Annotated in this window: 11 protein-coding genes and 1 riboswitch; of the genes, 8 read left to right on the top strand and 3 right to left on the bottom strand. The window is 54.8% G+C overall.

Going from position 1 to position 12,924, the window contains the following annotated elements; all coding sequences use genetic code 11:
- Nucleotides 1-228: 228 nt before the first annotated feature.
- Complete coding sequence (gene argE / locus MXM41_RS20940; protein WP_325934154.1) at nt 229-1,380, bottom strand: acetylornithine deacetylase; 1,152 nt, start codon at nt 1,378-1,380, stop codon at nt 229-231.
- Between the two features lie 88 nt (nt 1,381-1,468).
- Between argE and argC the strand changes: the two genes are divergently transcribed.
- From argC to oxyR, 4 genes are all read left to right on the top strand, one after another.
- Nucleotides 1,469-2,473 (top strand): N-acetyl-gamma-glutamyl-phosphate reductase, encoded by a 1,005-nt coding sequence (gene argC, locus MXM41_RS20935; protein ID WP_325934153.1) that lies wholly within the window; start codon nt 1,469-1,471, stop codon nt 2,471-2,473.
- A 6-nt stretch (nt 2,474-2,479) separates the two neighbouring features.
- Nucleotides 2,480-3,256: an acetylglutamate kinase gene (gene argB / locus MXM41_RS20930; protein WP_325934152.1), complete on the top strand. Its 777-nt coding sequence runs from the start codon at nt 2,480-2,482 to the stop codon at nt 3,254-3,256.
- Nucleotides 3,257-3,330: 74 nt separating this feature from the next.
- The gene (gene argH / locus MXM41_RS20925; RefSeq protein ID WP_325934151.1) at nt 3,331-4,704 is read left to right on the top strand and encodes an argininosuccinate lyase; all 1,374 of its coding nucleotides are present in this window, start codon (nt 3,331-3,333) and stop codon (nt 4,702-4,704) included.
- Between the two features lie 318 nt (nt 4,705-5,022).
- Nucleotides 5,023-5,940, top strand: a complete 918-nt coding sequence (gene oxyR / locus MXM41_RS20920; protein ID WP_325934150.1) for a DNA-binding transcriptional regulator OxyR — start codon at nt 5,023-5,025, stop codon at nt 5,938-5,940.
- On the opposite strand, the gene sthA is transcribed toward oxyR, so the two are convergent.
- Nucleotides 5,923-7,323 (bottom strand): Si-specific NAD(P)(+) transhydrogenase, encoded by a 1,401-nt coding sequence (sthA, locus tag MXM41_RS20915; RefSeq protein WP_103177481.1) that lies wholly within the window; start codon nt 7,321-7,323, stop codon nt 5,923-5,925. The two genes, oxyR and sthA, sit on opposite strands and share 18 nt — an antisense overlap.
- Nucleotides 7,324-7,519: 196 nt before the next feature.
- Here sthA and fabR point away from each other — a divergent pair, with 196 nt between their 5' ends.
- Entirely contained in the window at nt 7,520-8,158 is a 639-nt protein-coding gene (fabR, locus tag MXM41_RS20910; RefSeq protein ID WP_032615233.1) for an HTH-type transcriptional repressor FabR, read from the top strand.
- Nucleotides 8,159-8,168: 10 nt separating this feature from the next.
- A complete protein-coding gene (locus MXM41_RS20905; protein WP_325934147.1) occupies nt 8,169-8,528 on the top strand; it encodes a YijD family membrane protein in 360 nt (119 codons plus the stop codon).
- A gap of 45 nt (nt 8,529-8,573) precedes the next feature.
- Here the strand turns inward: MXM41_RS20905 and trmA are convergent, their stop codons facing one another.
- A complete protein-coding gene (trmA, locus tag MXM41_RS20900) occupies nt 8,574-9,674 on the bottom strand; it encodes a tRNA (uridine(54)-C5)-methyltransferase TrmA (protein WP_325934145.1) in 1,101 nt (366 codons plus the stop codon).
- A gap of 104 nt (nt 9,675-9,778) precedes the next feature.
- Nucleotides 9,779-9,955: riboswitch (cobalamin riboswitch) on the top strand.
- Between the two features lie 65 nt (nt 9,956-10,020).
- Here trmA and btuB point away from each other — a divergent pair.
- Together btuB and murI are read left to right on the top strand one after the other, a co-directional pair.
- Nucleotides 10,021-11,856 (top strand): TonB-dependent vitamin B12 receptor BtuB, encoded by a 1,836-nt coding sequence (gene btuB / locus MXM41_RS20895; protein WP_325934144.1) that lies wholly within the window; start codon nt 10,021-10,023, stop codon nt 11,854-11,856.
- Nucleotides 11,801-12,652, top strand: coding sequence for a glutamate racemase (murI, locus tag MXM41_RS20890; protein WP_325934143.1), 852 nt, complete (start codon nt 11,801-11,803; stop codon nt 12,650-12,652). The genes btuB and murI overlap by 56 nt, the downstream gene beginning before the upstream one ends.
- Nucleotides 12,653-12,924 lie beyond the last annotated feature (272 nt).

Raw genomic sequence — 12,924 nt, 5'->3', positions numbered from 1 at the left:
TCATTTTTGTTTATGCCCGGCACGACATCTTACGGACATTATTTTGTCATCTCCCTTTATAAAGCCACGTAAAACCCCTGTCGTCAATTGCTGCGAAAACGGTTCAGCAAACGAATAAATACGGACAATTTACGAAATTTAATTCGCTTTACGTCAGATAAGAGATGCTTATGAGAATGTGACCGGGATCATGGGTTTTCCCCTCACCGTGAAGAGAGGGGAAAATAATTAATGCCAGCAGAAGTGATGCACAACCTGGGTAATGAGTTCCCGGGTGGGCTTGATGAAGCGGGTCTCCAGGTATTCATCCGGCTGGTGCGCCTGGTTGATAGAGCCAGGGCCAAGCACCAGGGTCGGACAAAGGGTCTGAATAAACGGCGCTTCGGTGCAGTAGTTCACCACGTCGGTTTTCTCGCCGAGCAGTTTTTCCACCACTTCCACCAGCTGATGATCCGGCGGGCACTCGTACCCCGGGATCGGCGGATGCAGATCGGAAACCGTCAGGCGGCCCGGCCAGCGTTCGCTCACCGGTGCCAGCGCTTCGTTCAGTAAGCCATTCAGATCGCTTAGGGTCATGCCCGGCAGCGGGCGGATATCCATATGCAGTTCACAGCAGGCGCAGATACGGTTGGACGCATCGCCACCGTGCAGGCTACCCAGGTTCAGGGTCGGATACGGCACGGTGAAGGCCTCATAATGATAACGCTCCTTCAGATCGTCACGCAGCGTCATGATGCGGCCAATGGCGTCGTGCATCAGCTCAATGGCATTCACGCCGCGCGCCGGATCGCTGGAGTGGCCGGACTGGCCCAGCACGCGCACTGCCGTGGAGATATGGCCTTTATGGGCGCGAATCGGCTGCAGAGACGTCGGTTCACCAATGATGGCGCAATCCGGGCGAATTGCCGTGTTTTCAGAGAAGTAGCGTGCGCCGGCCATGCTGGTCTCTTCATCGGCTGTTGCCAGGATGTAGAGCGGCTTTTTCAGTTTTGTCACGTCAACGTCACGCAGGGCGTCGAGGATAAAGGCAAAGAAGCCTTTCATGTCGGCGGTGCCCAGCCCGTAGAGCTTGTTGTCATGCTCGGTCAGGGTGAAGGGATCGCGCGTCCAGCGTCCGTCATCAAACGGAACGGTGTCGGTGTGTCCCGCCAGCAGCAGGCCGCCCGCACCCTGGCCAGTACTGGCGAGCAGGTTAAATTTGTTACGGGTTCCCGGAACCGGCTGAACCTCCACCCTAAACCCGAGATCGCTGAACCAGCCTGCCAGCAGATTGATTAAAGTCTCATTACTCTGATCCAGCGCTTCTTCCGTTGCGCTGATGGACGGCGTGGCAATCAGGGCGCGGTAAATCTCGATAAATGGCGGTAAATTCATTTTCATTGTTGACACACCTTAGGTCGTGATAGTATCAATATTCATGCAATAAATGTGAATAAAAATACATTAACGTTGAGCATAAAGGAACCCGATGTTGAATACGCTGATTGTAGGCGCTAGCGGTTATGCGGGCGCAGAGCTTGTAAGCTACGTGAATCGCCATCCTCATATGACCATAACCGCTTTGACTGTCTCAGCGCAAAGCAATGATGCAGGAAAGTTAATTTCCGATTTACATCCGCAGCTTAAAGGGATTGTCGATCTGCCATTGCAGCCAATGTCGGATATCCGCGAGTTTACCGACGGCGTGGACGTGGTGTTTTTAGCCACCGCCCATGAAGTCAGCCACGATCTGGCACCGCAGTTTTTGGCGGCCGGTTGCGTGGTATTCGATCTCTCCGGCGCGTTCCGCGTGAACGACGCGGCATTCTATGAAAAATACTACGGTTTCACCCATCAGCACCCCGATCTGCTTGAGAAAGCCGTCTATGGCCTGGCGGAGTGGAGCGCGGACAAACTAAAAGAAGCGAATCTGATTGCCGTTCCGGGCTGCTACCCAACGGCGGCGCAGCTCTCCCTGAAACCGTTGATCGACGCGGGTCTGCTGGATCTGAATCAGTGGCCGGTGATCAACGCCACCAGCGGCGTGAGTGGAGCAGGGCGCAAAGCGGCGATCTCTAACAGCTTCTGCGAAGTGAGCCTGCAGCCGTATGGCGTGTTTAACCACCGCCATCACCCGGAAATCACCACTCATCTGGGTGCGGATGTCATCTTCACCCCGCATCTGGGCAGCTTCCCGCGAGGCATCCTCGAAACCATCACCTGCCGCCTGAAGCCGGGCGTAACCAAAGAGCAGGTGAGTGAGGCCTTTACTCAGGCGTATGCGGATAAACCACTGGTGCGTCTGTATGACAAAGGCGTGCCAGCGCTGAAAAACGTGGTCGGCCTGCCATTCTGCGATATCGGCTTCGCCGTGCAGGGCGAGCACCTGATTGTGGTGGCCGCAGAAGATAACCTACTGAAAGGCGCTGCCGCCCAGGCAATGCAGTGCGCAAATATCCGTTTTGGCTATGCTGAAACGCAGTCTCTTATTTAAGGTGTGATGATGAACCCATTAATTATCAAGCTTGGTGGTGTACTGCTGGACAGCGAAGAGGCGCTGGAGCGCCTGTTTACCGCGCTGGTCAACTATCGCGAATCACACCAACGCCCGCTGGTGATTGTTCATGGCGGCGGCTGTGTGGTCGATGAGTTAATGAAAGGCCTGAACCTGCCGGTGAAAAAGAAGAACGGCCTGCGCGTGACGCCCGCCGATCAGATCGACATCATTACCGGTGCGCTGGCGGGGACGGCCAACAAAACCCTGCTGGCATGGGCGAAGAAACACCGTATCGCCTCCGTAGGCCTCTACCTGGGCGATGGCGACAGCGTTAAAGTGACCCAGCTCGACGAAGAGCTCGGCCACGTTGGGCTGGCGCAGCCGGGTTCGCCTCAGCTGATCAATACCCTGCTGGAAGGCGGTTTCCTGCCGGTAGTGAGCTCCATCGGCGTGACCGAAGAGGGACAGCTGATGAACGTTAACGCTGACCAGGCGGCAACCGCACTGGCGGCGACGCTGGGTGCAGACCTGATTCTCCTCTCCGACGTGAGCGGGATTCTGGACGGCAAAGGCCAGCGCATCGCGGAGATGACTGCGGCGAAAGCCGAGCAGCTGATCGCGCAGGGCATTATTACCGACGGTATGATTGTGAAAGTGAATGCGGCGCTGGATGCCGCCCGCACGCTGGGCCGCCCGGTGGATATCGCCTCCTGGCGCCACGCGGAGCAGCTTCCGGCGTTGTTTAACGGCACGCCTATTGGCACGCGTATTCTGGCGTAAGTTTTTATTGAATGACCGTAGGTCGGGTAAGCGTAGCGCCGCCCGGCAGAACTAACGAATAAAGGAACGATGTTATGGCACTTTGGGGTGGGCGTTTTACACAGGCAGCGGATCAACGGTTCAAACAGTTCAACGACTCTTTGCGCTTCGACTACCGCCTGGCCGAACAGGATATCGTCGGCTCTGTGGCCTGGTCCAAAGCGCTGGTCACCGTTGGCGTACTGACCACAGAGGAACAGCTGCAGCTGGAAGAGGCGCTGAACAACCTGCTGGAAGAGGTGCGTCTGGATCCGCAGCAAATCCTGCAGAGCGATGCCGAAGACATTCACAGCTGGGTGGAAGGCAAGCTCATCGATAAAGTCGGCCAGCTGGGTAAAAAGCTGCACACCGGCCGAAGCCGTAACGATCAGGTCGCGACCGATCTGAAGCTGTGGTGTAAAGATACCGTGGTAGAGCTGCTGGCGGCGAACCGTCAGCTGCAAAGCGCGCTGGTGGAAACCGCGCAGAATAATCAGGATGCGGTGATGCCGGGTTATACCCACCTGCAGCGCGCGCAGCCTGTCACCTTTGCCCACTGGTCGCTGGCCTACGTTGAAATGCTGGCGCGTGATGAGAGCCGTCTGCAGGATACCTTAAAGCGTCTGGACGTAAGCCCGCTGGGCAGCGGCGCACTGGCCGGCACCGCCTATGAAATCGACCGTGAACAGCTGGCGGGCTGGCTGGGCTTTGCTTCTGCGACCCGCAACAGCCTGGACAGCGTGTCAGATCGTGATCACGTGCTGGAGCTGCTCTCTAATGCCTCTATCGGTATGGTGCACCTGTCGCGCTTTGCCGAAGATCTGATCTTCTTTAACTCTGGCGAAGCCGGTTTTGTGGAGCTGTCTGACCGCGTGACCTCCGGCTCGTCCCTGATGCCGCAGAAGAAAAACCCGGACGCGCTGGAGCTGATCCGCGGCAAGTGTGGCCGCGTGCAGGGCGCGCTGACCGGCATGATGATGACCCTCAAAGGGCTGCCGCTGGCGTACAACAAAGATATGCAGGAAGACAAAGAAGGGCTGTTCGACGCGCTCGACACCTGGCTGGACTGCCTGCATATGGCGGCCCTGGTGCTGGACGGCATTCAGGTGAAGCGCCCTCGCTGCCAGGAAGCGGCGCAGCAGGGGTATGCCAACTCCACCGAGCTGGCGGATTACCTGGTGGCGAAAGGCGTCCCGTTCCGTGAAGCGCACCATATTGTCGGCGAAGCGGTGGTAGAGGCCATTCGTCAGGGTAAAGCGCTGGAAGATCTGCCGCTTACCGATCTGCAGAAATTCAGCAGCGTGATTGGCGATGATGTCTATCCGATTCTGGCGCTACAGTCGTGTCTGGACAAGCGTGCGGCGAAAGGTGGCGTGTCGCCGAAGCAGGTAGCGCAGGCGATTACGGATGCGAAAAACCGCTTAGTGTGATTCGTGCGGGGTGCCCTTACCCCAGCCTTCTTCCACAGGGAGAGGGAGCAGAGACTAAAAATGGCAACCTCGGTTGCCATTTTGTTTTTATCTCAGCTGTTTACGCAAAAAAAAGCGGACCACGGGGTCCGCAAAAGTTCACGTTGGCTTTAGTTGTTCGAGTTTTGAGAGAAACTCGTGAGACGGGGCAGGACTTCAAGGGTAATCGGTACCGCCTCGTCTCTGTGATGCATTATTCAACAGAACGCTTGATAGGGATAATCGTTCGTTGCTATGCTATCTATCGCCATGAACTATCGTGGCGACGGAGGATGAATAATGAATATTCGTGATCTTGAATACCTGGTGGCGTTAGCCGAACATCGTCATTTTCGCCGCGCGGCAGACTCCTGCCACGTCAGCCAGCCTACGCTTAGCGGTCAGATCCGTAAGCTGGAAGACGAGCTTGGTGTGATGCTGCTGGAGCGTACCAGCCGTAAAGTGCTGTTCACCCAGGCCGGTTTGCTGCTGGTGGATCAGGCGCGCACCGTATTGCGCGAGGTCAAAGTGCTCAAGGAAATGGCAAGCCAGCAGGGGGAGACCATGTCCGGCCCGCTGCATATTGGCCTGATCCCAACCGTTGGCCCGTACCTGTTGCCGCATATCATTCCGCTGCTGCATCAGACCTTCCCTAAACTCGAAATGTACCTGCATGAAGCGCAAACCCATCAGCTGCTGGCGCAGTTAGATAGCGGCAAGCTCGACTGTGCCATTCTGGCGCTGGTGAAAGAGAGCGAAGCCTTTATCGAAGTGCCGCTGTTTGATGAGCCTATGATGCTGGCAATCTATGAAGATCACCCGTGGGCCAGCCGCGATCGCGTGCCGATGGCCGATCTGGCGGGTGAAAAGCTGCTGATGCTGGAAGATGGCCACTGTCTGCGCGATCAGGCGATGGGCTTCTGCTTTGAAGCGGGTGCCGATGAAGATACCCACTTCCGCGCAACCAGCCTGGAAACGCTGCGCAACATGGTGGCGGCGGGAAGCGGGATTACCCTGCTGCCTGCGCTGGCGGTACCGCGCGAGCGTAAGCGTGATGGCGTGGTCTATCTGCCCTGTATTAAACCAGAGCCGCGCCGAACGATTGGCCTGGTTTATCGCCCGGGTTCACCGCTGCGCAGCCGCTATGAGCAGCTGGCAGAGGCCATCCGTGGTGCAATGGATGGCCATTTCGACAGTATCTTAAAACAGGCGGTTTAAGCCGTTGAGCGCCGCTACCCGATAAGCTTCCGCCATGGTCGGGTAGTTAAAGGTGGTGTTAACAAAGTATTCAATGGTGTTGCCGCCACCTTTTTGTTCCATGATCGCCTGGCCGATATGAATGATTTCCGCCGCACGTTCACCGAAGCAGTGAATGCCGAGGATCTCTTTCGTCTCGCGATGGAACAAAATCTTCAGCGTACCCACGCTCATCCCCACGATTTGCGCCCGCGCCAGATGTTTAAACTGGGCGCGACCCACCTCGTAAGGCACCTTCATGGCCGTCAGCTGCTGCTCGGTTTTCCCGACGGAGCTAATTTCCGGAATGGTGTAAATACCGGTCGGAATATCTTCGATCAGATGCGCCGTCGCTTCACCTTTCACCAGCGCCTGAGCCGCAATGCGCCCCTGGTCGTAAGCCGCTGACGCCAGGCTTGGATAGCCAATCACATCGCCTACGGCATAGATATGCGGCAGAGCGGTCTGGTACATGCTGTTAACCTTGATCTGCCCGCGGCTGTCGGTGGTCAGACCGATGTTCTCCAGCGCCAGCGAATCGGTGTTACCGGTACGGCCATTGGCGTACAGCAGGCAGTCTGCTTTCAGCTTTTTGCCCGATTTCAGGTGCATGATCACGCCATCGTCACAGCCTTCGATCTTCTCGTACTCTTCGTTGTGACGAATCACCACGCCGCTGTTCCAGAAGTGATACGACAGCGAGTCGGACATCTCCTGATCGAGGAAGGCCAGCAGACGGTCGCGGGTGTTAATCAGGTCGACCTTCACGTTCATGCCGCGGAAGATAGAGGCATATTCACAGCCGATCACCCCGGCGCCGTAGATCAGCACATGGCGCGGTTCATGATGCAGGCTCAGAATGGAGTCGCTGTCGTAGACGCGCGGGTGCGAGAAATCCACATCTGCCGGACGGTACGGACGCGAGCCGCAGGCGATGACAAATTTCTCTGCGGTGATTGTCTCAACAGAACCGTCATGGCACTCCAGCGCCAGCGTATGCTCATCGACAAAATGCGCACTGCCCTGCAGAATTTCGCAGTGGTTACGTTCATAAAAACCCTGGCGCATCCGCGTCTGCTGATTAATCACGTTATCAGCGTGATTCAGAATATCGGCGAAAGAAGAGCGGAGAAGACGGGAGTGATCGCTGTAGAGAGGGTTCTGGTTGAATTCAATAATGCGGCTGACGGCGTGGCGGAGGGCTTTGGAAGGGATGGTGCCCCAGTGGGTACAACCGCCGCCAACGTTATGGTAGCGCTCAATTACCGCTACTCTGGCACCCTGTTTAACCAGCCCCATGGCAGCGCCTTCGCCACCGGGGCCGGAACCAATAACTATTGCGTCGTAATCGTAGGAATGTGACATGGTAAGGCTTACCTGTTCTTATACATAAAAGCAACAGAATAGTAACATAATGGGCCGGATAACCCAATTATCGTTGTGCTCTTTTCGCGTGATGGAGCACAAACAGCATGTAAACCCTCTTTCTCGAAGCCAGGTAAACCGATTAAATTTATTCTCTGGTATAGTGCCAGCGGGCCTTTGGAAGGATTCAACTATCGTGATGGGCGTAAGAGCACAACAAAAAGAGAAAACCCGGCGTTCGCTGGTGGAAGCCGCATTCAGTCAGCTGAGTGCTGAGCGAAGTTTTGCCAGTCTGAGCCTGCGCGAGGTCGCACGCGAAGCCGGGATTGCGCCTACCTCTTTCTACCGTCATTTCCGTGACGTGGACGAACTGGGTCTGACAATGGTGGATGAGAGCGGGCTGATGCTGCGCCAGCTGATGCGCCAGGCGCGTCAGCGTATCGCCAAAGGGGGCAGCGTGATCCGCACCTCTGTTTCCACTTTTATGGAGTTTATTGGCAATAATCCCAATGCGTTTCGTTTATTGTTGCGGGAACGCTCTGGCACTTCGGCAGCATTCCGTGCCGCTGTGGCGCGCGAGATTCAGCATTTTATTGCGGAACTTGCCGACTATCTTGAACTCGAAAACCATATGCCGCGCGCCTTCACTGAGGCGCAGGCCGAGGCGATGGTAACAATAGTCTTCAGTGCAGGCGCCGAGGCACTGGATGTGAGCGTTGAACAACGCAAGCAACTCGAAGAGCGACTGGTATTGCAACTGCGGATGATCTCTAAAGGTGCTTATTACTGGTATCGCCGTGAACAAGAAAAACTGGCGCATCAATCCGATGAGTGAAAGGTGAGTAATGAAACAGACAGGACAGGATAAAGGAACATTGTTGCTGGCATTGATCGCTGGCTTATCCATTAACGGTACGTTCGCAGCAATTTTTAGCTCTATTGTACCGTTCTCGGTTTTCCCGATGATCTCTCTGGTGCTGACGGTGTACTGTCTGCATCAGCGTTATCTCAATCGCACTATGCCGGTAGGCTTACCAGCGTTGTCCGCGGCGTTCTTTGTTCTGGGCGTCCTGCTGTATAGCACCGTGGTGCGCGCAGAGTATCCGGATATCGGTTCCAACTTCCTGCCGGCGGTACTGTCGGTGGCGCTGGTGTTCTGGATTGGCATTAAAATGCGTAACCGTAAGCAGCAGCTGCCAGAGTAAAATGTTCCAGGCCGGGTAAGCGCAACGCCTCCCGGCAATAACGATTTACCGGGCCGTCAGCAACACCCCGCATTCCATATGGTGCGTATACGGGAACTGATCGAACAACGCCAGACGTTCAACCTTGTGCGTCTGGCTTAATGTTTCCAGGTTCTTGCATAAGGTTTCGGGATTACAGGAAATATAAAGAATACGCGGGTACGCCTGCACCATTTTTTCGGTTTCGCTGTCCAGCCCACTACGCGGGGGGTCGACAAAAATGGTCTCACACTGATAGCTCTTCAGATCGATCCCCTGCAGACGGTTAAATTCCCGCACGCCGTTCATCGCCTGAGTAAACTCTTCCGCCGACATACGAATGATCTGCACATTATCGATGTGGTTTGCAGCAATGTTGTATTGCGCGGCTGCGACCGACGGTTTTGCAATTTCGGTGGCCAGTACGCGTTCGAAGTTACGCGCCAGCGCCAGCGAGAAATTGCCGTTACCGCAGTACAACTCCAGCAGATCGCCGGTTGAACCTTCGGTGGCATTTAGCGCCCACTCCAGCATCTGCACGTTCATAGCGGCGTTCGGCTGAGTAAAGCTGTTCTCAACCTGGCGGTAAATCATCTCTTTCCCGGCCACCGGCAGGCGTTCATCAATATAATCCTGATCCAGCACGATTTTGGTTTTGGTCGCGCGGCCAATCAGATGCACGTTGATGTTCTGCGCACGCAGCGCATCGCGCAGGGCTTCTGCCGCCTGGCGCCACTCGTCATTCAATGCCTTATGGTACAGCAGCGAGACGATGGCCTGATTACTTTGGGTGGTCAGGTAGTCAATCTGGAACAGCTTATGGCGCAGCAGGGAATTATTGCGCACGCCATCCATCATCAGCGTCATCAACTGGTTAATCAGCTCGCTGGCCGCCGGGAAACTGTCCACGCGGATACGGCTTTTGGTCTGCTGATCGAAAATGATGTGATACAGGTCGTCGCCGTCGTGCCAGATACGGAATTCGGCACGCATACGGTAGTGGCTGACGGGGGAGCGGAACACCTCAGGCGCAGGCGCAGCAAAAGGCGTCATCATACTTTGCAGGCGGACGACTTTTTCTGCCAGTTGCGCGTCGTACTGTTCTGTCGGGAGGTGTTCTGGGGTCATGATGCTTCCTGTTGATGATGAATTACGCGGGGATTGTAGGGATTGTACAGGGGATGTCCAGCCTTAGATGGTTAACGGCAGTCTGGACATCTATACGTGTCTAAATGTAGCATTATGTTTCCGGTCTCTTATGAGTGAAAAGGGAATCCAGTGCAAATCTGGAGCTGACGCGCAGCGGTAAAGACTGGCGGGATGAGAGCTGTAGACACTGTGAAAATGGGAAGTCTTCATCCTTATAAAGCCACCTAGCCCGAAGACCTGCCGGGATCACGTCGCATTTGGTTTCATCATCGCGTGCTATGGATGAGGCCTGCGGCATCCTTCTTATATTGTGGATGCTTTTACAATGATTAAAAAAGTATCGCTGTTGACGGCGCTTTCCGTCACGGCATTTTCGGGCTGGGCGCAGGATAGCGCAGACGCGATGGTGGTGACGGCAAACCGTTTTCAACAACCTGTAAATACCGTCCTGGCACCGACCGATATCGTGACCCGTGAAGATATTGATCGCTGGCAATCGAAAACTGTGCTCGATGTTATGCGTCGCCTGCCGGGTGTAGATATTGCACAAAATGGAGGCATGGGGCAAAGCTCTTCGCTTTTCGTTCGCGGGACAGAGGCAAAACATGTTCTGGTATTAGTGGACGGAATTCCCGTTGCGCGCCCGGGCATCTCTAATAGCTCTGATATCGATCAGATCCCGGTTTCACTGGTCCAGAGAATTGAGTATATCCGTGGGCCGCGCTCTGCAGTCTATGGCTCAGGTGCAATTGGCGGCGTCGTTAATATCATTACCATGACGGGAGAAGAGCGCTCGCAGATTAATGCTGGCATTGGTTCTAAAGGTTATCAGCAATATGACGGGACATATCGTCAGCGCTTTGAGGATACCGTCATTACCGCGGCAGGCGCTTATCAGACAACTAAGGGCTTCAACGTTCAGCCAAATTCATCTTATAGCGGCGACAGCGATCGCGATGGCTACCGTAATAAGCTGTTCTGGGGCGGTATCGAACACAAGTTCAATGAAAACTTTGACGGTTATTTCCGTGGCTATGGCTATTCCAGTAATGCGGATTATGACCAGGGTAACTGGGGATATCCTGGCGGCAGCGATGAACATCAGAACTATACCCAGTCCTGGGATACCGCGATGCGCTTTCACTCAGGGATCTATTCTTCGCAGTTAGTCGCTAACTATCAGCGAATAAAAGATTATAACTATAGCAGCGAGACTGGCCGCTACGCGCCAGGCTACTCTCTGGATGATATGGAACAGCGTTATATCCAGTGGGGTAACAATGTCATCGTTGGGCATGGCTCAGTCAGTGGCGGTGTTGACTGGAAACAAGAGAAGTTAAGCTCTCTGGGCACAGCCAGCACCGACGACTATAAGCGAGACACCACCGGTCTGTATCTTACCGGCCAGCAGCAGATTGAAAGCGTAACGCTTGAGGCTTCTGGTCGTGAAGATCATGACGAACAGTTTGGCTGGCATGGCACCTGGCAAACGGCAGCCGGCTGGGAATTTGTGGAAGACTATAAATTCACCCTTTCTTACGGAACAGGTTTCCTGGCGCCTTCGCTGGGGCAGCAGTTTGGTGCTGAACGTTTTGGTATCGCCTCTAACCCGAACCTGAAACCAGAAGAGTCGAAACAATGGGAAGCAGGCCTGCAAGGCGTGACGGGTCCTCTCGACTGGCGCCTCTCAACCTATCATTACGAAATTGAAAACCTGATCGATTACAACAATAACGCGTACTTCAACGTCAAATCTGCCACCATCAAGGGGCTGGAGTGGACGGGTGATTTCACGACCGGGCCTGTAGTCCATCGTCTCACGTTACAATATGTCGATCCGCGAGATGATGAAACTGACCAGCAGTTGTATCGGCGCGCTAAGCAGCAGGTCAAATACGATCTGACCGGTCAGATCTACGATCTGGGCTGGGATGTGACTTATCAATATATGGGTGAGCGCTACGACTACGATTATGATAGCTCTCGCAGAGTGAAAATGGGCGGCGTAAGCCTGTGGGATCTCGCAGTTTCATATCCTGTCACCTCTCACCTTACAGTTCGTGGTAAAATAGCCAACCTGTTCGATAAAGACTACGAGACAGTTTATGGCTACGAAACTGCAGGACGGGAATACACCTTGTCTGGCAGCTACACCTTCTGACCCACGTCCCACCGTACTGGTGTTTGACTCCGGCGTTGGTGGACTTTCCGTCTATGATGAGATTCGGCAGCTTCTGCCGGATCTTCATTACATCTATGCATTCGATAACGTGGCTTTCCCTTATGGGGAGAAGAGCGAAGCATTTATTGTCGAACGCGTCGTTGAGATCGTTACCGCCGTCCAGGAGCAGTATCCCCTCGCACTGGCGGTGATTGCCTGTAATACCGCCAGTACGGTCTCCCTTCCGGCATTACGTGAAAAGTTCCCGTTTCCGGTTGTCGGCGTGGTTCCGGCAATTAAACCTGCTGCGCGCCTGACGGCGAATGGCGTGGTGGGACTGCTGGCGACGCGCGGCACGGTTAAGCGTCCTTATACCCGCGAATTGATCGAACGCTTTGCGAATGAATGCCAGATTGCGATGTTAGGGTCTGCCGAGCTGGTTGAGATGGCTGAAGCCAAACTGCACGGCCAGGCGGTATCGCTCGAAGAGTTGCGCCGTATTCTGCGTCCATGGCTGCGAATGGCAGAACCGCCGGATACGGTGGTGCTGGGCTGTACCCATTTCCCATTGTTGCAGGAAGAACTTCTGGCCGTACTTCCGGAAGGCACCCGGCTGGTGGATTCAGGGGCGGCAATTGCCCGCCGCACAGCCTGGCTACTTGAACATGAAGCCCCAGATGCGAAATCTGCCGACGCGAATATCGCCTATTGCATGGCGTTGACGCCTGAGACTGAGCAACTTTTACCCGTTTTGTATCGTTATGGCTTCGAAACGCTCGAAAAACTCGCGCTATAGCACGGTTTTGGGTAAAAAATAGGCGGTCAGAAGTTTTTTTCAAATTTACGCTTGTCAGCGGCGAAGAACTCCCTATAATGCGCCTCCACTGACACGGAACAACGGCACGCAAGCCGCCGGGTCAGCGGGGTTCAGCGATGAACGTCGGCAGAGAAAAGTGTGAAATAATCGCTTGACTCTGAATGAGGAAAACGTAATATACGGGACCTCGCAACGGTGAGCGAAAGCCGCGTTGCACTGCTCTTTAACAATTTATCAGACAATCTGTGTGG

It is taken from the genome of Leclercia adecarboxylata, from assembly GCF_035787115.1.
In the GTDB taxonomy this organism is placed as follows: Bacteria; Pseudomonadota; Gammaproteobacteria; order Enterobacterales; family Enterobacteriaceae; genus Enterobacter; species Enterobacter adecarboxylatus_E.
Note: the sequence above shows the minus strand (reverse complement) of the source record. Positions and strands in the feature narration are given on the sequence as shown.

What these genes read in the sequence shown, in the direction of transcription:
- argH (WP_325934151.1), top strand. Translation starts at nt 3,331, where the DNA reads ATGGCACTTTGGGGTGGGCGTTTTACACAGGCAGCGGATCAACGGTTC.
- argC (WP_325934153.1), top strand. Translation starts at nt 1,469, where the DNA reads ATGTTGAATACGCTGATTGTAGGCGCTAGCGGTTATGCGGGCGCAGAG.
- argB (WP_325934152.1), top strand. Translation starts at nt 2,480, where the DNA reads ATGATGAACCCATTAATTATCAAGCTTGGTGGTGTACTGCTGGACAGC.
- trmA (WP_325934145.1), bottom strand. Translation starts at nt 9,674, where the DNA reads ATGACCCCAGAACACCTCCCGACAGAACAGTACGACGCGCAACTGGCA.
- sthA (WP_103177481.1), bottom strand. Translation starts at nt 7,323, where the DNA reads ATGTCACATTCCTACGATTACGACGCAATAGTTATTGGTTCCGGCCCC.
- oxyR (WP_325934150.1), top strand. Translation starts at nt 5,023, where the DNA reads ATGAATATTCGTGATCTTGAATACCTGGTGGCGTTAGCCGAACATCGT.
- argE (WP_325934154.1), bottom strand. Translation starts at nt 1,380, where the DNA reads ATGAAAATGAATTTACCGCCATTTATCGAGATTTACCGCGCCCTGATT.
- murI (WP_325934143.1), top strand. Translation starts at nt 11,801, where the DNA reads ATGGCTACGAAACTGCAGGACGGGAATACACCTTGTCTGGCAGCTACA.
- MXM41_RS20905 (WP_325934147.1), top strand. Translation starts at nt 8,169, where the DNA reads ATGAAACAGACAGGACAGGATAAAGGAACATTGTTGCTGGCATTGATC.
- btuB (WP_325934144.1), top strand. Translation starts at nt 10,021, where the DNA reads ATGATTAAAAAAGTATCGCTGTTGACGGCGCTTTCCGTCACGGCATTT.